The sequence below is a fragment of the Streptacidiphilus pinicola genome, from assembly GCF_003258295.1.
Classification (GTDB): domain Bacteria; phylum Actinomycetota; class Actinomycetes; order Streptomycetales; family Streptomycetaceae; genus Streptacidiphilus; species Streptacidiphilus pinicola.
In genome coordinates this window covers 1-22,758 of the sequence record NZ_QKYN01000086.1, presented here as the reverse complement: position 1 = coordinate 22,758, position 22,758 = coordinate 1, and the positions used below count along the sequence as shown (strand labels likewise).

At 72.1% G+C, this 22,758-nt stretch carries 18 protein-coding genes; 14 read left to right on the top strand and 4 right to left on the bottom strand.

What is annotated here, in order from left to right; genetic code table 11:
• Together hisS and aspS are read left to right on the top strand one after the other, a co-directional pair.
• A complete protein-coding gene (hisS, locus tag DN069_RS21880) occupies positions 1-1,281 on the top strand; it encodes a histidine--tRNA ligase (protein ID WP_111503387.1) in 1,281 nt (426 codons plus the stop codon).
• Positions 1,278-3,059: an aspartate--tRNA ligase gene (gene aspS, locus DN069_RS21875; RefSeq protein WP_111503385.1), complete on the top strand. Its 1,782-nt coding sequence runs from the start codon at positions 1,278-1,280 to the stop codon at positions 3,057-3,059. Before hisS ends, aspS begins: the two co-directional genes overlap by 4 nt.
• Before the next feature lie 66 nt (positions 3,060-3,125).
• Here aspS and DN069_RS21870 read toward each other — a convergent pair whose 3' ends face one another.
• Complete coding sequence (locus tag DN069_RS21870; RefSeq protein ID WP_111503383.1) at positions 3,126-3,773, bottom strand: TetR/AcrR family transcriptional regulator; 648 nt, start codon at positions 3,771-3,773, stop codon at positions 3,126-3,128.
• A gap of 163 nt (positions 3,774-3,936) precedes the next feature.
• Here DN069_RS21870 and DN069_RS21865 point away from each other — a divergent pair, with 163 nt between their 5' ends.
• Entirely contained in the window at positions 3,937-5,430 is a 1,494-nt protein-coding gene (locus DN069_RS21865; RefSeq protein ID WP_111503381.1) for an MFS transporter, read from the top strand.
• Positions 5,431-5,470: 40 nt separating this feature from the next.
• Here the strand turns inward: DN069_RS21865 and DN069_RS21860 are convergent, their stop codons facing one another.
• Positions 5,471-6,820 carry a cation:dicarboxylate symporter family transporter gene (locus DN069_RS21860; protein ID WP_111503379.1) on the bottom strand — a complete coding sequence of 450 codons (1,350 nt, stop codon included), beginning with the start codon at positions 6,818-6,820 and terminating at the stop codon, positions 5,471-5,473.
• Between the two features lie 159 nt (positions 6,821-6,979).
• On the opposite strand from DN069_RS21860, the gene DN069_RS21855 reads away from it, so the two are divergent.
• Genes DN069_RS21855 through DN069_RS21835 form a run of 5 tightly spaced genes read left to right on the top strand, consistent with a single transcriptional unit; the run spans position 6,980 to position 12,108 of the window.
• Complete coding sequence (locus tag DN069_RS21855) at positions 6,980-8,620, top strand: sensor histidine kinase (protein WP_111503377.1); 1,641 nt, start codon at positions 6,980-6,982, stop codon at positions 8,618-8,620.
• Positions 8,617-9,303: a response regulator gene (locus DN069_RS21850; protein WP_111503375.1), complete on the top strand. Its 687-nt coding sequence runs from the start codon at positions 8,617-8,619 to the stop codon at positions 9,301-9,303. The genes DN069_RS21855 and DN069_RS21850 overlap by 4 nt, the downstream gene beginning before the upstream one ends.
• Before the next feature lie 16 nt (positions 9,304-9,319).
• On the top strand, positions 9,320-9,934 hold the full coding sequence (locus tag DN069_RS21845) for a cupin domain-containing protein (protein WP_111503373.1): 615 nt from the start codon (positions 9,320-9,322) through the stop codon (positions 9,932-9,934).
• A gap of 53 nt (positions 9,935-9,987) precedes the next feature.
• Positions 9,988-10,653: a GNAT family N-acetyltransferase gene (locus tag DN069_RS21840; protein WP_111503371.1), complete on the top strand. Its 666-nt coding sequence runs from the start codon at positions 9,988-9,990 to the stop codon at positions 10,651-10,653.
• A gap of 30 nt (positions 10,654-10,683) precedes the next feature.
• The gene (locus DN069_RS21835) at positions 10,684-12,108 is read left to right on the top strand and encodes a replication-associated recombination protein A (protein WP_111503369.1); all 1,425 of its coding nucleotides are present in this window, start codon (positions 10,684-10,686) and stop codon (positions 12,106-12,108) included.
• Here DN069_RS21835 and DN069_RS21830 read toward each other — a convergent pair.
• Positions 12,082-13,527 (bottom strand): amidase, encoded by a 1,446-nt coding sequence (locus DN069_RS21830; RefSeq protein ID WP_111503367.1) that lies wholly within the window; start codon positions 13,525-13,527, stop codon positions 12,082-12,084. The genes DN069_RS21835 and DN069_RS21830 overlap by 27 nt on opposite strands.
• A 395-nt stretch (positions 13,528-13,922) precedes the next feature.
• Between DN069_RS21830 and rpsD the strand changes: the two genes are divergently transcribed.
• Entirely contained in the window at positions 13,923-14,537 is a 615-nt protein-coding gene (gene rpsD / locus DN069_RS21825; RefSeq protein WP_111503365.1) for a 30S ribosomal protein S4, read from the top strand.
• Here the strand turns inward: rpsD and DN069_RS21820 are convergent.
• Positions 14,525-16,687, bottom strand: coding sequence for an ATP-binding protein (locus DN069_RS21820; protein ID WP_111503363.1), 2,163 nt, complete (start codon positions 16,685-16,687; stop codon positions 14,525-14,527). The two genes, rpsD and DN069_RS21820, sit on opposite strands and share 13 nt — an antisense overlap.
• A gap of 262 nt (positions 16,688-16,949) precedes the next feature.
• Between DN069_RS21820 and DN069_RS21815 the strand changes: the two genes are divergently transcribed.
• The 5 genes from DN069_RS21815 to mltG all read left to right on the top strand — a co-directional run.
• Positions 16,950-17,435 (top strand): DUF948 domain-containing protein, encoded by a 486-nt coding sequence (locus DN069_RS21815; RefSeq protein ID WP_111503361.1) that lies wholly within the window; start codon positions 16,950-16,952, stop codon positions 17,433-17,435.
• A 4-nt stretch (positions 17,436-17,439) separates the two neighbouring features.
• Complete coding sequence (locus DN069_RS21810; protein ID WP_111503359.1) at positions 17,440-17,799, top strand: DUF6167 family protein; 360 nt, start codon at positions 17,440-17,442, stop codon at positions 17,797-17,799.
• Positions 17,799-20,471, top strand: coding sequence for an alanine--tRNA ligase (gene alaS / locus DN069_RS21805; protein WP_111503357.1), 2,673 nt, complete (start codon positions 17,799-17,801; stop codon positions 20,469-20,471). Before DN069_RS21810 ends, alaS begins: the two co-directional genes overlap by 1 nt.
• Before the next feature lie 12 nt (positions 20,472-20,483).
• Positions 20,484-20,951 carry a Holliday junction resolvase RuvX gene (gene ruvX, locus DN069_RS21800; RefSeq protein WP_111503355.1) on the top strand — a complete coding sequence of 156 codons (468 nt, stop codon included), beginning with the start codon at positions 20,484-20,486 and terminating at the stop codon, positions 20,949-20,951.
• A 211-nt stretch (positions 20,952-21,162) separates the two neighbouring features.
• A partial coding sequence (gene mltG / locus DN069_RS21795; RefSeq protein WP_111503353.1) for an endolytic transglycosylase MltG occupies positions 21,163-22,758 on the top strand: 1,596 nt, incomplete at its 3' end.

The window sequence follows — 22,758 nt, the reverse complement described above, 5'->3', positions numbered from 1 at the left end:
GTGAGCAGTTCTTCGCAGGCCTTCCAGGCCCCCAAGGGCACCTACGACGTCCTCCCCGCCACCGCGGGCGCGGTGCTCGCCGTGCGCGAGGCGCTGGCCGCACCGCTGCGCCGGGCCGGCTACGGATACATCGAGACCCCGGTCTTCGAGGACGTGAACCTCTTCGCGCGCGGTGTCGGCGAGTCCACCGACATCGTGACCAAGGAGATGTTCACCCTCACCACGCGCAAGGAGGAGGGTCAGGAGCTCGCGCTGCGGCCCGAGTCCACGGCCTCCGTGCTGCGCGCCGCGCTGCAGGCCAACCTGCACCGGATCGGCAACCTGCCGGTCAAGCTCTGGTACAGCGGCTCGCAGTACCGCTACGAGCGTCCGCAGAAGGGCCGCTACCGCCAGTTCTGGCAGGTCGGCGCGGAGGCGATCGGCGCCGAGGACCCGGCGCTGGACGCCGAGCTGATCATCCTGGCCGACGACGCCTACCGCTCGCTGGGCCTGCGCAACTTCCGCATCCTGCTGAACAGCCTCGGCGACAAGCAGTGCCGCCCCGTCTACCGCGAGGCCCTGCAGAACTACCTGCGCGGCCTCGACCTCGACGAGGAGACGTTGCGCCGGGCGGAGATCAACCCGCTGCGCGTGCTCGACGACAAGCGCGAGTCGGTCCAGGACCAGCTGGGCGGCGCGCCGATGCTCGTCGACTTCCTCTGCGAGGACTGCAAGGCCTACCACGAGCAGGTCCGCGAGCTGCTGACCGCCGCCGGCGTCGCCTTCGAGGACGACCCGAAGCTGGTCCGCGGCCTCGACTACTACACCCGCACCACCTTCGAGTTCGTCCACGACGGCCTCGGCGCGCAGTCCGCGGTGGGCGGCGGCGGTCGTTACGACGGCCTGTCCGAGATGATCGGCGGCCCCGAACTGCCGTCCGTCGGCTGGGCGCTGGGCGTCGACCGCACCGTGCTGGCGCTGGAGGCCGAGGGTGTCACCCTCGACATCCCGGCCGTCACCGACGTGTTCGCGGTCCCGCTCGGCGAGCAGGCCAGGCGCGTGCTGTTCGGTGCGGTCACCGAGCTGCGCCGCGCCGGCGTCTCCGCGGACCTGGTCTTCGGCGGCAAGAGCATCAAGGCCGCCATGAAGGCGGCCGACCGCTCCGGCGCGCGCTTCGCCGTCGTCGCCGGCGAGCGTGATCTCGCCGACGGTGTGGTCCAGTTGAAGGACCTCAGCTCCGGTGACCAGACCCCGGTCGCCCTCGACGCTCTCGTCACCACCCTGAAGGAGAAGCTCCAGTGATCCGCACCCACGAGGCCGGCACGCTCCGCCCGGAGCACGCCGGCACCACCGTCACCCTCGCCGGCTGGGTCGCCCGCCGCCGCGACCACGGCGGCGTGGCCTTCGTCGACGTGCGGGACGCCTCCGGCACGGTCCAGGTCGTCTTCCGCGACCTGGAGGCCGTGGGCGAGCTGCGCTCCGAGTGGTGCGTCAAGATCACCGGTGACGTCCGGGTCCGCCCCGAGGGCAACGAGAACCCCGACATCCCGACCGGCCAGGTCGAGGTCGTCGTCAACGAGCTGACGGTGCTCTCCGAGGCCGCCGCACTGCCGTTCCAGGTCGCCGAGTACGAGCCGGGTTCGGTCAACGAGGAGGTCCGCCTCCGCTACCGGTACCTCGACCTGCGCCGCGAGGGCCCGGCCCGCGCGCTGCGGCTGCGCTCGCGCGCGACTCACATCATCCGCACGGTGATGGAGGAGAACGGCTTCCTCGACATCGAGACGCCGTACCTGACGCGTTCGACGCCCGAGGGCGCCCGCGACTTCCTGGTGCCGGTCCGCCTGCAGCCGGGCCACTGGTACGCGCTGCCGCAGTCGCCGCAGCTGTTCAAGCAGCTGCTGATGGTCGCCGGCATGGAGCGCTACTACCAGATCGCGCGCTGCTTCCGTGACGAGGACTTCCGTGCGGACCGCCAGCCGGAGTTCACCCAGCTCGACGTCGAGGCCTCCTTCGTCGACCAGGAGGACATCCTCGAGCTGGGCGAGCAGGTCGTCTCCCGCGTCTGGGGCGAGGTCCTCGGCTACGAGGTGCCGCTGCCGCTGCCGCGCATGTCCTACGCGGACGCGATGAACCGCTACGGCTCCGACAAGCCCGACGTCCGCTTCGACAACGAGCTGACCGAGCTGACCGAGTACTTCTCCGGGACCGAGTTCCGCGTCTTCCAGGCCCCGTACGTCGGCGCCGTGGTGATGCCGGGCGGCGCCTCGCAGCCGCGCAAGCAGCTGGACGCGTGGCAGGACTGGGCGAAGGCGCGCGGTGCGCGCGGCCTCGCGTACGTCCTGATCGACGAGGAGACCGGCGAGCTGCGCGGCCCGGTCGCCAAGAACCTCAGCGAGGAGCACCTCGCCGGTCTGGCCGACGCGGTCGGCGCCAAGCCGGGCGACTGCGTCTTCTTCGCCGCCGGCAAGAAGACCGCCTCGCAGGAGCTGCTGGGCGCGGCGCGCCTGGAGATCGGCAAGCGCTGTGGCCTGATCGACGAGTCCAAGTGGGCGTTCCTCTGGGTCGTCGACTTCCCGATGTTCGAGCCCATCGAGGACGACAAGGGCGAGTTCCAGGGCTGGCACGCGGTGCACCACCCCTTCACGGCCCCGACGGCCGAGTCCATGGCCACCTTCGACACCGACCCGGGCAGCGCGCTCTCCAACGCGTACGACCTGGTGCTCAACGGTTCGGAGATCGGCGGCGGCTCGATCCGTATCCACCAGAAGGACGTGCAGAAGCGCGCCTTCGACGCGATCGGGCTCTCGCAGGAGGAGGCCCAGTCGCAGTTCGGCTTCCTGCTGAACGCCTTCGACTTCGGCCCGCCGCCGCACGGCGGCATCGCGCTCGGCCTGGACCGTCTGGTCACCCTGCTGGGCGGCTACGACACCATCCGCGACGTGATCGCCTTCCCGAAGACCTCCACGGGTGGCGACCCGCTGACCGGCGCGCCGACGCCGATCACGGCGGCGCAGCGCAAGGAGGCCGGCGTCGACGCGAAGCCGAAGTCCGAGCAGCCGGCCGCGAAGGCCGAGCAGTAGGACACACCGCAGTACGTGGCGAAGAGCGGGGCCCTGCCGTCGGCGGGGCCCCGCTCTTCGTTCTGTTCACGTCCCGGCCTGCAGGCGGAGGCCCGCCAGGGTGAGGTCCAGGGCGGAGCGGAACTGGTCGGCGTCGTCGTGGCCGTCGAACTCGTCGACGATCCCGTGGACGAAGGGGAAGTCCGCAGGGTCGAGCTCGCGCCAGGCCTGGGCGGCGCGGCCGAGGAACTCGTCGCGGCCGAGGTGGCCGTCGAGGACCTCCTGGGGTGGCTCCTGGCCCAGGTCGACGGCGGAGCCGACGACGACGCCGATGATCGCGGAGACGGCGTGGAACCGCTGGCGCGCGGTGAGGTCGAGGCGGAGGGTCTGCGCGCCGAGGTGTTCGTAGAGGCGCAGCGAGTTGCTCTGCGCGTTGGTGTTGCGCATGAAGTACGCGCCCAGCCAGGGCCGCGCCACGATCGCGTCGAACAAGGTCACGGCGATCGCGCGCAGGTCGTCGACCGGGTCGTCGCCGCCCGGCAGCGCCTCGACGTCGGACAGGATCGAGCCGATCACGTGGTCGGTGGCGAGGTCGAGCAGTTCGTCCTTGTTGGCGACGTACCAGTAGATGCTGGCGACGCCGCCGCCGAGGCGCTGGGCCAGCGCGCGGAAGGTGAGCGCGGGCGCGCCGGCCTCGTCGAGCAGGGCCACGGCCTCCGTGAGCACGGACTCCATCGAGTGCGAGGCCCGTCGGCGTCCCTGGCTCGAACGGTTCTGCTGGCGTGCTGCCATGGCGCGCGTCCCTCCGGGTTTGCACAGCATCGAACGGTGTTCTATCGTACTTCATCGTACGCCGTTCGATACTCGGACGGCGTTCGATCGGACGAGGAGGACTGCCATGACGACCGCAACGCTGCAACGCCCCGCGCAGCACACCTACGCGTCGCTGCGCGCGGCGTGGATACCCCTGGCCGCGCTCTGCCTGGCCTTCTTCGTCGAGATGGTCGACAACACGCTGCTGTCCATCGCGCTGCCGACCATCGGCCGCGACCTCGGCAGCGGCACGACCGCCCTCCAGTGGGTCACCGGGGCCTACTCGCTGACCTTCGGCGGGCTGCTGCTCACCGCAGGGTCGACGGCCGACCGGTTCGGCCGCCGCCGGGTGCTGCTGGTCGGACTGGCCGTGTTCGGCGCGCTGAGCCTGTGCGTCGTCCTGGTCAGCTCGGCGGGGGAGCTCATCGCCCTGCGGGCCGCCCTCGGCGTCGCCGCGGCGGCGATGGCGCCGATCACGAACTCGCTGGTCTTCCGGCTGTTCGAGGACCGCGCCCTGCAGATGCGCGCCATGACGGTGATGATCGTCGTCGGCATGTCGGGCTTCGTCCTCGGTCCGCTGCTCGGCGGCACCGCGCTGGCCCATGTGAGCTGGCAGTGGCTGCTGGTCGTCAACGCCCCGATCGCGGTGCTCGCCTGCATCGGCGTCCGACTGGGCGTGCCGGCCGACCGGCCGCAGGATCTGACGAAGGACGCGCTCGACCTGCCGGGTGCGGCCCTGAGCATCACCGCCATCGGGCTCGCCTGCTACGCGCTGACCAGCGGCGTGGAGCACGGCTGGCGCTCCGTGATCACCCTCGGGTCGATCGCGGGCGCGGCTGCGGCCGGCGTCGCGTTCGTCCGCCACGAGCGGCGCAGCCCGGCGCCCATGCTGGACCTGCGCCTCTTCTCCCGGGGCGCCGTGCGCGGCGCCGCCATCGCGCAGGTCGGCACCTCGATCGCCATGGCCAGCGTGATGTTCGGGCTGATCCTGCACTTCCAGTACGCCTACGGATGGAGCCCGGTCCGGGCCGGCCTGGCCAACCTGCCCATCATCGTGACGATGCTGGCCGCGACCCCGCTGTCCGAGTGGCTCGTGCGCCGGTTCGGCCACCGCATCGCCTGCCTGATCGGCGCGGTCTGCCTGGCCGCCGCGCTGGCGGGCCTGTCCTGGGGTGTCGGCCACGGCTACGCCGCCATCGCCGTCTGCATGGTGGTCATGACCGTGGGGCTGCGCACCGTGATGACGATCAGCGCGGTCGCCCTCGTCGACGCGATGCCCCGCAACCGCACCTCCATCGGCGCGGCCCTCAACGACACCGCCCAGGAGGTCGGCTCCAGCGTCGGCACCGCCGTCGTCGGCACCATGATCGCCGCGCTGGTCACCACGCGGCTCCCGAGGGGCGCCTGGGGCAGCGGCCTCGTCGAGTCGTTCTTCCGGGGCGAGCGGATCACCTACGCCCTGCTCGCCGTCGTCGTCGGCCTGATCGCGGTGGGCGGCGCGCTGAGCCTGACGGACTCCCACAGCGTCGAGGAGGCCCACGACGGCGAGGCGGCAGCTGGCGACGAGGCCGCCGCCTGACCGGCCGGGCAGGCAGGCCCGACCGGTCCGGCGCCCGTGCCTACGCCGTGGCCGGGGCCTGGGCCGGGACGGCCGACGGGGCGTCCTTGGCCGCGTCCACCGCCGACTCGTCGAAGGCGAGCCGGCCGCCGAGGACGAGCTGCATCCGGTCCCGGTCGAGCTCGTGGGTCCAGTGGCCGATCAGGACGGTGGCGACGGCGTTGCCGGCGAAGTTGGTCAGGGCGCGGGCCTCGCTCATGAAGCGGTCGATGCCGACGATGAGGCCGACGCCGTCGACGAGCGCGGGCTGGTGGGACTGGAGCCCGCCGGCCAGGGTGGCGAGGCCGGCGCCGGTGACGCCCGCGGCGCCCTTGCTGGCGATGACCATGAAGAGCAGCAGCGAGATCTGCTGGCCGATCGACATCGGACGGTCCATCGCCTGCGCGATGAAGAGCGAGGACATGGTCAGGTAGATCGCCGTGCCGTCCAGGTTGAAGCTGTAGCCCGCCGGGACGGTGATGCCCGCGACCGGGCGGCTCACGCCCAGGTGCTCCATCTTGGCGATCAGGCGCGGCAGCGCGCTCTCGCTGGACGAGGTGGACAGGATCAGCAGGAACTCGCGGCCGAGGTACCTCAGCAGGGCGAAGACGTTGACGCCCGCGATCAGGCGCAGCATCAGGCCCAGCACCACCAGTACGAAGATCGCGCAGGTCAGGTAGAAGCCCAGCATGATCATGAGTAGCGACTTCAGCGCCGCCCAGCCCGTCGCGCCGACCACGGCGGCCATCGCGCCGAACGCGCCCACCGGGGCGACCCACATGATCATCGACAGCACCCGGAAGACCAGCTTCTGCAGGTGCTCCACCCCGCGCAGGATCGGCGCGCCCGAGGCGCCCAGGGACTGCAGGGCGAAGCCGACCAGCAGGGCGACCAGCAGCGTCTGCAGGACCTGGCCGCCGGTGAGGGCGGAGACCAGGGTGGTCGGGATGATGCCGAGGAGGAAGTCCGAGGTGCCCTCGGCGCCGCCCGAAGCCGCCTGGGCGTGGCCCGCCTTGGCGAGCTCCTGCGTGAGGTGGAGGCCGTGGCCGGGGTCGACGAGGTTGCCGACGACGAGGCCGAGGGCGAGCGCGATCGTCGACATCACCAGGAAGTAGCCGAGCGCCAGTCCGCCGACCTTGCCGACCTTGGCGGCCTTGGTGACCGAGCCGATGCCCAGCACGATCGTGGTGAAGATGACGGGGCTGATCATCATCTTGATCAGGTTCACGAACCCCGTGCCGACCGGCTTCAGCTGCACGGCGAAGTGCGGAGCGACGAGGCCGACCACGATGCCGGCGAGGACGGCCGCGATGACGGCCAGATACAGATAGTGCGTGCGTTCGCGGGCGGTGCTTCTGACGGCGCTGCTCATGGCTGCGGCTCCCTTGCCGGATGACGTCCCCACCGGCCTCGGGTGGCGGGCCGGTTCCGACGAATATCCGGGCGGGCGTGGCGGCCGTCACGTTTGCGTTCATATCGTTCACGGCACGCGGCTACTCATCCGGCGTGCTCACCGTGCACACTGGCCGACATGCCTGCCAGCACCACCCCGCGTCCGGCGCGACGTCACCGCGTCGCGCGGAGCCTCGCCGGGCAGCTGTTCGCGGTGCAGGTGCTGATCGTCGCCTTCGTGGTGGCCGGCGGGGCGGTGCTCGCCTACGTGCTGACCAGCGACCGCGCCGAGCAGGCGGCCGAGCAGCAGGTGGTCGCGACGGCCACGGCGGTCGCCGACGCGCCGAGCGTGGCCCAGGCCGTCCAGGGAACCGACCCGACGGCCCTGCTGCAGCCCTACTCGCTCCGCGTCACCCGGGACGCGCACGTCGACTTCGTCACGATCATGGACACCCACGGGGTCCGCTGGACGCACCCGGACCCGGCCGAGATCGGCCGGCACTTCCTGGGGCACATCGGCCCCGCGCTCGCCGGACACACCTTCACAGAGACGTACACCGGCACGCTCGGCCCCTCCGTGCGCGCGGTCGCGCCCGTGCGGGACGCCGCCGGCACGGTCGTCGCGCTGGTCAGCGTCGGCATCACCGTCCAGCAGCTCAGCGGGAAGCTGAGCGGGGCGATCACCGCGCTGGTCGTGGTCGCCGCGGCCGCCCTCGCGCTCGGCGGACTGGGCACCTGGCTCGCCAACCGCCGCCTGCGGCGGCACACCCACGGCATGGGCGCGGCGGAGCTGAGCCACCTGTACGAGTACCACCAGGCGACGCTGCACTCCGTCCGCGAGGGCCTGGTGCTGCTCGATCGCGCGGGCACGGTCGTGCTCTGCAACGATGCCGCGCGCGAGCTCCTCGGCCTGGACGGCCCGGCCGAGGGCCGCCCCTTCGCCGGGCTCGCCCTCCCCGGACCGCTGCGCGCGGCCGTCGCCGGGCCCGAGCCGGTCCGTGACCAGCTGCACCTGACCGCCGACCGCGTCGTGGTCGTCAACACCTCGCCGATCGGCGACGGCCCGGACCTCGGGACCGTGGTCACCCTCCGCGACCACACCGAACTCCAGGCCCTCAGCGGCGAGTTGGACTCCGTCCGCGGCTTCGCCGAGGCCCTGAGCGCGCAGGCGCACGAGGCGGCCAACCGCCTGCACGCCGTGGTGTCGCTGATCGAGACCGGTCGCCACCGGCAGGCGGTCGACTTCGCCACGGCCGAACTGGAGCTCGCGCAGCAGCTCACCGACCGTGTGGTGGGAGCGGTCAACGAGCCGGTGCTGGCCGCGCTGCTGCTCGGCAAGGCCGCGCAGGCCGCCGAGCGGGGCGTGGACCTGGTGCTGACCGAGGAGAGCCGGATCGACGACGCGCTGCCCGAGCGGCTGAGCGCCCGCGATCTGGTGACGCTGCTCGGCAACCTCATCGACAACGCGACGGACGCGGCCATCGAGGGCGCCGGGGAGCACCCGGGCCCGCCGACCGTCACGGTCACCGCCCGCACCGACAGCCGCGAGCTGCTGCTGCGCGTCGCCGACACCGGGCCGGGCATCGCTCCGGACGCCGTGGACCGGATCTTCGAGCGCGGTTGGTCGACCAAGCGGCCGGAGCAGGCGCGGGGGAGGGGGATCGGACTCGCGCTCGTCGCGCAGACCGCGCGGCGCAACGGGGGGAGCGTGGAGGTCGGACGCGGCCGTGGCGCGGTGCTGACCGTGCGTATCCCCGTCCGGCACGAGGTGGCCGGATGATCGACGTGCTGGTCGTCGAGGACGACCCCGTCGCCGCCGAGGCGCACGGCAGCTACGTGGAGCGCGCGGCCGGCTTCCGCTGCGCCGGCGTGGCGCACAGTGCGACCGAGGCGTTGCGCTTCCTGGACCGCACGCGGCGCGAGGAGGCTCCGGTCGCGCTGATCCTGCTGGACCTCTACCTCCCCGACGGGCACGGGCTCGACCTGGTCCGCGCGATCCGCACCGCCGGGCACGCGGCCGACATCATCGCCGTCACCTCCGCGCGCGACCTCGCGACGGTGCGGCGCGCGGTCTCCATCGGCGTGGTCCAGTACCTGCTGAAGCCCTTCGCCGCCGCGACACTGCAGGACCGGCTCGCGCGCTACGCGCGCTACCGCGCCAGCCTGGACCGCGGGGGCGAGGCGCTCGGCCAGGACGAGGTCGACCAGGCCTTCGCCGAGCTCCGCACCCCGCGCGGGACCACCCTGCCCAAGGGCCTCACCACCGCGACGCTCGACGCGGTCGCCTCCGTCCTGCGGGAGGCGGACACCGGGCTGTCGGCGGCGGCCGTCGGCACGGCGGCGGGCGTCTCGCGGATCACGGCCCGGCGCTATCTGGAGCACCTGGTCGAGACCGGCCGGGCCCGCCGCGAACCGCAGTACGGACAGGTGGGCAGGCCGGAGCTCGTCTACCGCTGGCGCTAGGGGCCAGGATGGGCCCATGGAAGCAGAGCGGGAGCGGGACCGAGAGCCGGACGTCAGGGGCAGGAGGGGCGAGCGGGATCCGGAGTTGGGCTTCCCGTCGCCCGGGGCGGTGCTGTCCCGGCTGCGGACCCAGCGGGGGATGTCGCTGCGTCAGGTGGCTGCGGAGTGCGGGCTGTCGGTGTCCTTCCTGGCGTCCCTGGAGCGGGGTGAGACCGACATCGCGCTCGAACGGCTGGCCCGGCTCGCCGCCGTGTTCGGCCACGACGTCGGCTCGTTCCTCGGCTTCGCGCAGGGCCGGGCGAGCGCCTCGGTCTACCCGCGCGAGGAGCAGGAGACGCTGACGCGGGCTCCCGGGGTCGTCTATCGGATCCTGCGCGCCCCGGAGCTGGGGTACCAGGTCGTCACCGGCGACTTCGCGCCGCACAGCGGGCTCGTCGAGGACCTGCAGCACGAGGGCTCCGACCTGGTCACGGTGACCCTGGGCACGCTGGTGGTGCGCTACAACGGCCGCGACCACGTGCTGCGGGCGGGGGACTGCGCCCAGTGGTCCGCCGGCCGCCCGCACAGTTTCCGCAACGAGACCGACGAGCCGGCCCGGATGGTGGCTGTTCTCTTCTCCAGCCTCTACTGATGGACGATATTTTGCTCTAGTGTGCTTAATATCGAACACGCTAGGGGGATGTGATGGATCCGAGGACTGCGGACCTGGTGCGCGCGTGGGCGGTGGGGTGGGCCGTCTCCCGCCGCAAGCCCCGGCCGACCGAGCGGCCGTGGGGGCTCTACATCGACGTGGCGGAACCCGAACTGGCGGGGCGTCATGTGGTGGAACGGGCCGACGAGTCCTGCATTCGGGACGCCTGCGCCTCGGTCACGACCGGGGACGTCTGGCTCGAGGTGCCGGGCCCGCTGGACGAGGTCGCGGAGCGGCTGCCCGCCGGCTGGCGGGTGGATCCCGCGGAGTCCGGCCACCTCATGGCCGCCGAGCTGGGTGCGTCCGCCGCCCCGGCTCCCGGCGGCTACGCCCTGACCACGACGGAAGAGGACGACGTCACCTACGTTCGGGTGCTCGACGCGACGGGCGCGGTCGCGGCGCACGGGCAGTTGGCCGTCGTCGGGCGGACCGCCGTGGTCGACCGCGTCCGGACCGAGGAGGCCCACCGGCGTCGTGGGCTGGGCAGCCTGGTGATGCGCACGCTGACCGACCGGGCTCTGGCCCGCGGAGCGGAGGTGGGCGTGCTCGGCGCCAGCGATGCCGGGCGGGCGTTGTACGAGACCCTGGGGTGGACCCGGCACAGCCCGCTGGCCGCCTGTGCACCGCCGCCGGTGCGCCCGGGCACGGACGGCGACTGACTGTCGGTGGCCGCAGGTAGGGTCTGGAGCGTGGAGCCAGACCTGTTCACCGCCGCGGCCGAGGAGATCCAGAGCAAGGAGCCCGGGCGTGCCCCGCTCGCGGTGCGGATGCGGCCGCGTTCGCTCGACGAGGTCGCCGGCCAGCAGCATCTGCTCAAGCCGGGCTCGCCGCTGCGGCGGCTCGTCGCGGCGACGACCGGTCCGGCGGCCACCTCGTCCGTGATCCTCTGGGGCCCGCCCGGGACGGGCAAGACCACGCTCGCCTACGTGATCAGCCAGGCCACCGACCGGCGGTTCGTCGAGCTCTCCGCGATCACCGCGGGCGTCAAGGAGGTCCGCGCGGTCATCGACGGCGCCCGCCGGACCATCGGCACCACCGGCAAGGAGACGGTGCTCTTCCTCGACGAGATCCACCGCTTCTCCAAGGCCCAACAGGACAGCCTGCTGCCCGCCGTGGAGAACCGCTGGGTGACGCTGATCGCCGCCACCACCGAGAACCCGTACTTCTCCGTGATCTCGCCGCTGCTCTCCCGCTCGCTGCTGCTCACGCTCGAATCCCTCACCGACGACGACATCCGGGTCCTGCTGCGCCGCGCTGTCGCGGACGAGCGCGGGCTGAACGGCACCGTCGAGCTGGCCGAGGAGGCCCAGGAGCACCTGGTGCGGATCGCGGGCGGGGACGCCCGCAAGGCGCTGACCTCGCTGGAGGCCGCCGCGGGCGCCGCGATCGAGGAGCGGCTGCCGACGGTCACGCTCGAACTGACCGAGACCGCCGTCAACCGCGCCGCCGTCCGCTACGACAAGGACGGCGACCAGCACTACGACGTCGCCAGCGCGCTGATCAAGTCGATCCGCGGCAGTGATGTCGACGCCGCGCTGCACTACCTCGCCCGCATGATCGAGGCGGGCGAGGACCCGCGGTTCATCGCCCGCCGGCTGATGATCTCCGCGAGCGAGGACATCGGCGTCGCCGACCCGACCGCGCTGCCGACGGCCGTGGCCGCCGCGCAGGCCGTGGCGATGATCGGCTTCCCGGAGGCGTCGCTGACGCTCTCACACGCGGTGATCGCGCTCGCCCTCGCGCCGAAGTCCAACGCCGCCACCGTCGCGATCGGCGAGGCGCTCGCCGACGTCCGCGCCGGGCTGGCCGGCGCGGTGCCGCCGCACCTGCGCGACGGGCACTACGCGGGCGCGAAGAAGCTCGGCCACGCGCAGGGTTACGTCTATCCGCACGACCTGCCCGAGGGCATCGCCGCCCAGCAGTACGCGCCGGATCAGGTGCACGGCAAGCAGTACTACCGCCCCACCCGCCACGGCGCCGAGGCCCGCTACGCCGACGCCGTCAGCTGGACCCGCGCTCGTCTGCGCGGCGAGAACCCGCCGGCGGAGAAGCCCAAGACGGCGGAGAAGCCCGAGAAGCCCGAGCCGTCAGCCGACCAGGGGACGTCGGCCTGAGACGTAGGCCCACGGCCGGGTCTCCTCGATCGCCGCGCCGACGCGGAACACGGTGGCGTCGTCGTAGGTCCGGCCCACGATCTGCACACCCGTCGGCACGCCGTTCGCCGCGAAGCCGGAGGGGACGGAGAGCACCGGGCAGCGCGAGCAGATGTTGAACCCGATGGTCATCGCCATCGCCATGTAGTGCTCCTGCTCGACCCCGGCGATGGAGAGCCGGGTCTCGGTGTACTCGTCGTCCGCCGCCAGGGCCGGGATCGCGGCGGTGGGGCAGAGCAGCGCGTCGTAGCGCTCCAGGACGGCGCCGAGCTCGGCGTAGAGGCGGCCCTCCAGCTCCAGCCCCTCCAGGAAGGTGATCTCCTCGGCCGCCTCGGCCGCGCGCTGCGCGAAAGCGCGGGCGTAGCCGGTCAGCAGCTCGGGCGCCGCCTCGGCGGCCTGTCCGACGGACGGCCCGAAGATGGCGCCGAAGTGCGCCCACGCGGCCTGGTCGATCAGCTCGCGGGTCCAGCCGAGCGCGACCTCCTCGACGATCGCCCCGGCGTCCCGCAGCGCGTCCGCGACGGCGCGGGTGTTGGCCTCGACGTCCGGGTCCACGGTGTAGTCGCCGAGGTTCACGCAGAGCGCGATCCGCATCCCCGCGACGCCGGCCGCACCCTCGTACGCCGTCGGCAGCTCCAGCTTCGGACGCAGTGACACGACGTCGCCGGGCCAGGGGCCGGCGATGGTGTTCTGCAGCAGGGCCGTGTCCGCGATCGTGCGGGCCATCGGGCCGTCGTGGCAGAAGGTGTCGAGGTTGAACGGCGGCAGCGCCGGGACGCGCCCGTAGGGCGGCTTGAAGCCGACGACGCCGTTGAAGGAGGCGGGCAGCCGGATCGATCCGCCGATGTCCGAGCCGGTCGCCAGCGGCGCGTTGCCCGCGGCGAGCGCGGCGCCGGAGCCGCCGGAGGATCCGCCGCAGGAGTGCGCGAGCGACCAGGGATTGCGGGTGACGCCCCAGAGCTTGGACTGCGTGAACGCGGCGCAGCAGAACTCCGGCGTGGTGGTCCGCGCGTGGATGATGCCGCCGGACGCCTGGACCCGCTGGATCACCGGGTGGGTCTCCGTCGCGATCTCGTCCGCGAGGAGCAGCGAGCCCTCGGTGCAGAGGCGTCCGGCGATCGGGTGCTCGTCCTTGGCGGCGACGGGCAGCCCCTCCAGCGGCCGGGGTGCCGGGCCGTGCCCGAGGTAGCGCCGCTCGGCCTCCCGCGCGGCGGCGAGGCCCTCCTCGAAGAGGCGCTCGCTGAGGCAGTTGACGTCGGGCTCGGTGCGCTCGGCCCGGTCGATGACGGCCTCCATCAGCTCGACGGGGGAGAGCAGGCGCTGCCGGAACGCGCGGAGCGCGTCGGTCGCGGGCAGGTAGGCGAGTTCGAGTGAGTCCATGCGGATACCCTCACCAGGGTCAACGCCAGTGTCAATAGCATTGACAATGGCAATGGAGCCACTGGGCGGGGCATGGAAAGCGAGGGGTGGCCGAGCCTGTAGACTTTCCCGAGCGAGACGTCCCGGGTCGCATCGCAGGATGCGGCATCACCGTCGGGGCGTCATACAGGCCGCCTGCCCGCGAGGGCGGACGGCAGGAGCGTCGCGCACCCTTCGGGTGTCGCGTGCAGCCCACCACCCAGCAGGGTCGGTGGGCCACTCGCGTGCAGCACGTTGTGCCCGGTCCCGGGAGCGGCTGCCGGCCCGCCTTCACGGCGGGACGGTTTCCCGGACCGCGAGAGGCGACCTCCTTCAACAGCGGTGAGCCAGTAAACAACCGAAAGAGGTAATGGTTCATGGCGAACCAGAAGCGCCCCAAGGTCAAGATTGCCCGTGCCCTGGGCATTCCGCTGACCCCGAAGTCCGTCAAGTACTTCGAGGCCCGCCCGTACCCGCCGGGGCAGCACGGCCGTGGCCGCAAGCAGAACTCGGACTACAAGGTCCGTCTGGTCGAGAAGCAGCGTCTGCGCGCCCAGTACGACCTGTCCGAGACCCAGATGGCCCGTGCGTTCGACCGTGCCCGCAAGGTCGAGGGCAAGACCGGTGAGGCGCTGGTCGCGCTGCTCGAGACCCGTCTCGACGCCCTGGTCCTGCGTTCGGGCATCGCCCGCACGATCTACCAGGCCCGTCAGATGGTCGTCCACGGCCACATCGAGGTCAACGGCCACAAGGTCAACCGTCCGTCGTTCCAGATGAAGCCCGGCTTCGTCGTGACGGTCCGCGACCGCTCCAAGGAGAAGACCCCGTTCGTCGTCGCCCGCGAGGGTGGCAACGCGGGTGAGGGTCAGACCGCGAAGTACCTCGAGGTCAACCTGAAGGCCCTGGCCTTCCGTCTGGACCGCCTGCCCCAGCGGCGTGAGGTTCCGGTCATCTGCGACGAGCAGCTCGTCGTCGAGTACTACTCGCGCTGACCCGCGAGCGGTTCTCGCAGCGCCCCCACGGCCGTTCGGTCGTGGGGGCGCTGTGCTGTCCCGGCCTGTGCGGCCGGCTGCTGCGCCAGGGCGCGCACGACCAGCTCGTCCAGGGCGAAGGTGGTGCCGCGGCGGAACGCCTCGGCGGCCTCGGCCTCGGGCAGGCCGTGCCGGACCCGCTGCTTGCACGCGTGGTGCGCGGCGTTGAAGCTGTCCGAGCCGAAGAGCGGTTCGCCGACCGAGCGCCACAGCGTGTGCGCGGCGCCCTGCAGCAACGCGGCCTCGCGCAGATCGCCCGGCGTGCCGTCGTCGCCCGGCTCGGTGGCCAGCAGCGCCAGCAGCTCGATGCCGAGCACCAGGCCGACCAGGTCCCGGAAGGCGTGGTTGAGCCGGACGCACTCGCGGGCCTGCGCCCGGGCCTTGGCCGTGTCCCCGACGGACCAGGCCGCGTACGCGGAGGCGAAGAGCCCGTAGGCGTAGGCCCAGCGCTCGCCGAACCGCTCGCACTCGACCAGCACCTTGCCGATCCACGCCGCGCCGGTGGCCGCGTCGCCGCGGAAGGTGTGCGCGAGCCCCAGCTCGAACATGCCCATCAGCACGTTGCTGTTCAGCTCGCCGAGCTGGTCGTAGTGCCACAGCGCCTCGTCGAACAGGGAGACGGCCCGGTCGAGGTCGTCGGCGATCAGCGCCGCGCAGCCCTGTCGGTGCACGGCGTAGGCCAGCGCCCGGTCGTCGCCGGTGTCCAGCGCCTGCTGCCGGCACTCCTCCAGCAGCCGGATCGCGTGCAGGCGGTCGCCCTGCAGGATGCACAGGTAGCCGGTGACCCACAACGCCTTGGCGCGCGCCTCCGTCGGCTCCGGCGCCAGGTCCAGCGCGCGGTCCAGCCAGACCCGGCCCTCGCCGAGGTGACCGCAGCCGACCCAGAAGTACCAGAGCGTGCCGGCCAGGAAGAGCGCCAGCTGCTCCTCGCCCGGATCGGTCAGGCAGTACTCCAGCGCGGCGCGTAGGTTGCTGTGCGCGGCCTCGGTCCGCACCGAGGTCTCCAGCTGGCGCGGGCTGAACCACTCGACCTCGCCCCAGGTGGCCAGGCCCAGGTACCAGTCCCGGTGGCGGCGCCGCAGCAGGTGTTCGCCGTCGGCGGCGCGCAGCCACTGCGCGCCGTACTCGCGCAGCGTGTCGAGCATGCGGTAGCGCGCCACGCCGTCGACCAGCCCCGGCTCGCGCAGCAGCACGGACTTGGCGACCAGCGCGCCGAGCGTCTCCAGCACCTCCTCCGCGGTGAGGCCCTCGCCGGAGCAGACGTACTGCGCGGCGTCCAGGTCGAAGGTGCCGACGAAGACCGAGAGACGCGCCCAGAGCAGGCGCTCCTGGGCGCTGCACAGCTCGTGACTCCAGCCGATCGCGGTGCGCAGCGTCTGGTGGCGCGGCAGGGCGGTGCGCGCCCCGCCGGTCAGCAGGGCGAAGCGGTCGCCGAGCCGCTCGTTGATCTGCTGCACCGAGAGCAGCGGCAGCCGGCCCGCGGCCAGCTCGAGGGCCAGCGGGATGCCGTCGAGCCGGCGGCAGAGCGCGCCGACCTGCTCGGCGTTCTCCGGCGTGACGGCGAAGCCGGGCAGAGCGGCCACGGCGCGCTGTGCGAAGAGCGTCACCGCGTCCGCGTCGGGGCCCTCGGTGGGCAGCGGCGAGAGCGGCAGCTGCTGCTCGCCCTCCACGCCCAGCGGCTCGCGGCTGGTCGCCAGCACCTTCAGCCCCGGCGCCGTGGTCAGCAGCGACGCGAGCAGCGGCGCGGCCTCCTCGACCAGGTGTTCACAGCCGTCGAGGACCAGCAGCAGGCGGCGTGGCGCGAGGAAGTCCCGCAGCGCCTCGCGCGCCGGGCGCGCGGTGCCGTCCGTCAGCCGCAGCGCCTCGGCGACGGCGTGGCAGAGCAGGGCGGGGTCGCTCAGTTCGGCGCAGGGGACGAGCCAGGCGCCGTCGGCGAAGTCGGGCAGCGCGCCCGCGGCGGCTCGCCGGGCCAGCCGGCTCTTTCCCACGCCGCCGGGACCGACGACGGTCACCAGCCGGGCGCGGCGCAGCAGGCGCTGCGCGACGGCGAGCTCGACCGTGCGGCCCACGAACCCGGTGAGCTCGGCGGGCAGATTGCCGTTGGCTGTCACCGTGACCTCCTCCGGAGGTTGATCGTCCCCTGGACGGCCCAACGAGCTGACTGATCGGTAGGTTACGTGGCAGTGCCCCCAGGGGCGCGAGGAACTGCGCGAGCAACCACCGACACGGGGATAACCCTGCGCGATCGCTGCGCCGGCTGATTGGCTGGCTGGTCATGCCCCGGGCGGCGCCGGTTATTGCAGTCGGGATTAGGGCGTTCGGCGCGATAGGGTTTCGCAGATAGACCAGCTTTTGCTGCGAGGGAGCGCCAAGGTGTCGGGTGGAGAGGTTGCGGGCCTCGTCGTCGCCGTGTTCTGGGCGGTGCTGGTCACCCTCCTCGCCGTGGTGCTGGTGCGCCTCGCGCGCGCCCTGCGGGAGGCCACCGCGCTGGTCGAGTCCGTGACCGAGCGGGCCGTGCCGCTGCTCGACGAGGCCGCGCAGACCCTGCGCGCCGCCAACGACCAGCTGGCGCGCGTCGACGCGATCACCGCCGACGTCCAGGACGCCGCCGCGAACGCGCAGGCGCTCTCCTCCACGATGGCCGCGACCCTCGGCGGGCCGCTGGTCAAGCTCTCCGCGTTCAGTTACGGCGTGCGCAGCGCGGTGGCGAAGCAGCGCGCGGCCGGACGTCCGGAGAAGTACGTCCCGCACCAGTCGGAGCGGGAGATCATCGAACGGATGGTGAAGGCCGAGGTGCAGCGGGCGACGGTACGTCGCAACGGGCTGCTGCGCCTGGTGGGCCTCGGAAGGAGGGGCTGAGCCGATGCGCAGGATCTTCTGGATGGCGGTGGGCGCCGGCGCCACCGTCTGGACCATCAACAAGGCGAACCGCGTGGCGCGTTCGCTCACCCCGGGCAGCCTGGCCGAGGGTGCGGCCCTCGGCTCGCTCGAAGTCGGCAAGGCCGTGCGGAGTTTCAGGGACGAGGTGCGCGCCGGGATGCTCCAGCGCGAGCTCCAGCTGAACCGTCAGCTCGGCCTGGACGGCAGCGTGCTGGCCACGCCCGGCTACTCCGAGGACGCCCGCGTGCTGCGCGCCGCAGCCGTCCGTGCGGCGCTCCCGCCCGGCACCCCTGTACCAATCGACAACGTCATCACCAAGCTCGACCGGAATGAGGACCTGTAATGGAGTCGGCTGAGATCCGCCGCCGCTGGCTGCGCTTCTTCGAGGAGCGCGGCCACACCGTCGTCCCCTCGGCGTCGCTCATCGCCGACGACCCCACCCTGCTGCTGGTCCCGGCCGGCATGGTGCCGTTCAAGCCCTACTTCCTGGGTGAGGTCAAGCCGCCCTTCCCGCGCGCGACGAGCGTGCAGAAGTGCGTGCGCACGCCGGACATCGAGGAGGTCGGCAAGACCACCCGGCACGGCACCTTCTTCCAGATGTGCGGCAACTTCTCCTTCGGCGACTACTTCAAGGAGGGGGCCATCAAGTACGCGTGGGAGCTGCTGACCTCCTCCCTCGCCGACGGTGGCTACGGCCTGGACCCGGAGCGGCTCTGGGTCACCGTCTACCTGGACGACGACGAGGCCGAGCAGATCTGGCGTGACGTCATCGGTGTCCCCGCCGAGCGCATCCAGCGCCTGGGCAAGAAGGACAACTTCTGGTCCATGGGTGTCCCCGGCCCCTGCGGTCCGTGCTCGGAGATCAACTACGACCGCGGTCCGGAGTTCGGCGTCGAGGGCGGCCCGGCCGTCAACGACGAGCGCTACGTGGAGATCTGGAACCTGGTCTTCATGCAGTTCGAGCGCGGCGCGGGCGACGGCAAGGAGGACTTCCCGATCCTGGGCGACCTCCCGGCCAAGAACATCGACACCGGCCTCGGTCTCGAGCGCCTGGCGATGATCCTGCAGAACGTCCAGAACATGTACGAGACGGACACCCTGCGCGTCGTCATCGACAAGGCCACCGAGCTGACCGGCGTCCACTACGGCGCCGCCCACAACTCGGACGTCTCGCTGCGCGTGGTCGCCGACCACATGCGCACCTCCGCCATGCTCATCGGCGACGGCGTCACGCCGGGCAACGAGGGCCGCGGCTACGTGCTGCGCCGCATCATGCGCCGTGCCATCCGCAACATGCGGATCCTGGGCGCCACCGGCCCGGTCGTCGAGCAGCTGCTCGACGTCGTGATCACCACGATGGGCCAGCAGTACCCGGAGCTGATCACCGACCGCAAGCGCATCGAGACCGTCGCGCTCGCCGAGGAGGCCACCTTCCTCAAGACGCTGCGCGCGGGCACCAACATCCTCGACACCGCCATCACCGAGACCCGCTCCGGCGGCGGCACGGTGCTGTCCGGTCAGAACGCCTTCCAACTGCACGACACCTACGGCTTCCCGATCGACCTCACCCTGGAGATCGCGGCCGAGCAGGGCGTCTCCGTCGACGAGGACGGCTTCCGCCGCCTGATGAAGGAGCAGCGCGACCGCGCCAAGGCGGACGCCAAGGCCAAGAAGACCGGCCACGCCGACGTCCAGTCCTACCGCTCGATCGCCGACAGCTCCGGCGAGACCGAGTTCACCGGCTACACCAGCAACGCGAACGAGGCCTCCGTCGTCGGCCTGCTCGTGGACGGCGTGCCCTCGCCGGCCGCGTCCGAGGGCGACGACGTCGAGCTCGTCCTCGACCGCACCCCCTTCTACGCCGAGGGCGGCGGCCAGCTCGCCGACCACGGCCGGATCAAGACCGACACCGGCGCCGTCATCCAGATCCACGACGTGCAGAAGCCGGTGCCCGGCGTCGTCGTGCACAAGGGTGTCGTCCAGGTCGGCGAGGTCACCGTGGGCGCCTCGGTGCACGCCGAGATCGACGTGCGCCGCCGCCGGGCCATCGCCCGTGCCCACAGCGCCACCCACCTGACCCACCAGGCGCTGCGCGACGCGCTCGGTCCCACGGCCGCCCAGGCCGGTTCGGAGAACTCCCCGGGCCGCTTCCGCTTCGACTTCGGCTCGCCGACCGCCGTCCCCGGTGGGGTGCTGACCGACGTCGAGCAGAAGATCAACGAGGTGCTGGCCCGCGAGCTGGACGTCACCGCCGAGATCATGGGCATCGACGAGGCCAAGAAGCAGGGCGCCATCGCCGAGTTCGGTGAGAAGTACGGTGAGAAGGTCCGCGTCGTCACCATCGGCGACTTCTCCAAGGAGCTGTGCGGCGGCACGCACGTGCAGAACACCGCCCAGCTGGGTCTGGTGAAGCTGCTCGGCGAGTCGTCCATCGGCTCCGGCGTGCGCCGTGTCGAGGCCCTGGTCGGCGTCGACGCCTACAACTTCCTCGCCCGCGAGCACACCGTCGTGGCCCAGCTGACCGAGCTGGTCAAGGGCCGCCCGGAGGAGCTGCCGGAGAAGATCTCCGGGATGCTCGCCAAGCTCAAGGACGCCGAGAAGGAGATCGAGCGCTTCCGCGCCGAGAAGGTGCTGCAGGCCGCCGCCGGGCTGGCCGAGGGCGCCGAGGACATCCGCGGCGCCGCGCTGGTGACGGGTCAGGTGCCGGACGGCACCGGCGCCGACGACCTGCGCAAGCTGGTTCTGGACGTGCGCAACCGCGTCGCCCAGGGCGGCCGCGCCGCTGTCGTCGCGCTGTTCACCGTCGCCAACGGCCGTCCGCTGACCGTCATCGCCACCAACGAGGCCGCCCGCGAGCGCGGCATCAAGGCGGGCGAGCTGGTCCGCGCCGCGGCCAAGACGCTCGGCGGCGGCGGTGGCGGCAAGGACGACGTCGCCCAGGGCGGCGGCCAGGACGCGACCGCGGTGCCGCAGGCCGTCGAGGCCGTGCGCGCGCTGGTCGCCGAGAAGGCCTGAGGTCGGTCGCCGATGCGTCGAGGACGCCGGATCGCGGTGGACGTCGGCGACGCCCGGATCGGGGTCGCCTCCTGCGACCCCGACGGGCTGCTGGCCACCCCGGTGGAGACGGTCCCGGCAGGTAAGAAATCCCTCGGACGGCTTACCGCCATCGTCGCGGAGTACGAGGCGATCGAGGTCGTGGTCGGGCTCCCGCGCTCGCTGAGCGGGCGCGAGGGCCCGGCGGCCGCCAAGGTGCGCGACTACGCCGCCCGGCTGGCCGGTCGGGTCTACCCGGTGCCGGTGCGGCTGGTCGACGAGCGGATGACGACCGTCACCGCGGCGGCGGGCATGCGCGCCGCCGGGGTGAAGTCGAAGCAGGGGCGCTCGCGGATCGACCAGGCGGCGGCCGTGGTGATCCTGCAGGCCGCGCTGGAGACCGAGAAGTCCAGCGGACGTCCTCCGGGCGAAACCGTTCTTCCGGTCACCGAGGAGCTGTAGGCTGACGCCGGTTCAAGGGGGTCCACCGTCTGGTGGGCCCCTTTCGTCACTGTGAGCGACGCTTTGTGAGAGCTCTGCGTGGCGCGGACGTGCCCGCCGACACGGCTTGGCCTCGGTCGGGTAACGTTCCGTCCACAGCGGGCCCATGGGCACGCCGGTTCGATTCGCCACGTCGAACCACCTGCCGCTTCCGCCGAATCCGAGGGGACGCATGACCGACCAGGGCCGGGGCTACGGCTCCGAACCGTGGGGCCAGGCCGGCCCGTACGGCGGGCAGGGCGGGTACCCCCCGCAGGCTCCCCATCCTTACGGACAGCAGCCGCAGCAGCCCTACCCCTACGGGCAGCAGCAACCGCAGTACGGGCAGCAGCAGCCGCAGTACGGCCAGCCTCCGTACGGTCAGCCGCAGTACAACCAGCCTCCGTACGGTCAGCAGCCGCAGCAGTACCCCGGCTATCAGCAGCAGCCCCCGCAGCCGCCGCAGCGCCCGCGTCCACAGACCCCGCCGCCCTCCGGCCCGGGGCCGGACGGGATCGACTGGGTCGCCGAGGCCGCGAAGCTGGAGGCCGAGGGGCGCGGCGAGGCTCCCGCCGAGGACGAGTACGCGTACCAGTCCGACGAGGACGTCTACGTCGAGGAGCAGGGGGAGCTCGGCGACGACGAGTACATGCAGTTCCTCTCCGACGACGACGAGAGCCGCTCGGGTCGTCGCAAGGACGAGGCCAAGGGCCGCAAGGAGCGCAAGCGCAGCGGTGTGGCCTGTCTCGGCGTCACGGTGCTGCTGCTGGGCCTTCTCGGCGGTGGCGGGTACTTCGGCTACCAGTACTACAAGAGCCACTACGGGGCGCCTGCGGACTTCACGGGTGACGGAACGACCGAAGTGCAGGTCCAGGTGCCGGACGGCGCCACCGGATGGGTGATCGGCAACGCCCTGAAGGCAGCCGGCGTGGTCGAGTCCGCGCAGGCCTTCGTCAACGCCTACAACGGGGACCTCAAGAAGGCCTCGACCATCCAGCCGGGTTACTACACGCTGAAGCTGCAGATGTCGGGCGCGGCCGCCCTCAAGTCGCTGGAGGACCAGGCGGGCGGCGCGGTCGTCATCGTCCCTGAGGGCATGACGTCGAAGGCGATCTACGCGCTCCTCGACTCGCGGCTGAAACTGCCCGCGGGCACGACGGCCAAGTCGGCCAAGGACGACGTCGCACAGCTCGGTCTGCCCTCCGAGGCGAACGGCAACCCCGAGGGCTTCCTGTGGCCGGCGCGTTACTCGATCACCAAGGGCATGCAGCCGATCGACCTGCTCAAGCAGATGGTCGGCAACGCCAAGGGCGAGATTCAGTCGTTGAACCTGGACACGGCCGGCAAGGGCGCCAACCTCAACAACGCCTACGACGTGCTGAAGGAGGCGAGCATCCTGCAGGCGGAGGGCAACAACCTGGGCGACTTCGGCAAGATCGCCCGCGTCCTCTACAACCGCCTCAACACCAACGTCACCTGGGGACGGCTGGAGCTGGACACGCCGTTGCAGTACCGCCTGGGCAGCAAGACCTTCACCAATGCGCAGAAGGCGCTCCCGCAGGGCGGCTACAACACCTACGTGGTCAAGGGCCTGCCGCCGACGCCCATCGACAACCCGGGGCAGGCCGCGATCCAGGCCGTGCTCAACCCCACCCCGGGCGACTGGGCCTACTTCGTCGCGGTCGACGCCAACGACACCCGCTTCTCCGCGACCTGGGCGCAGTTCCTCAACGACGTGCAGGCCTACTGTGCCAAGCACGGTCAGAACGTCGACCGCGACGAAGTAGGC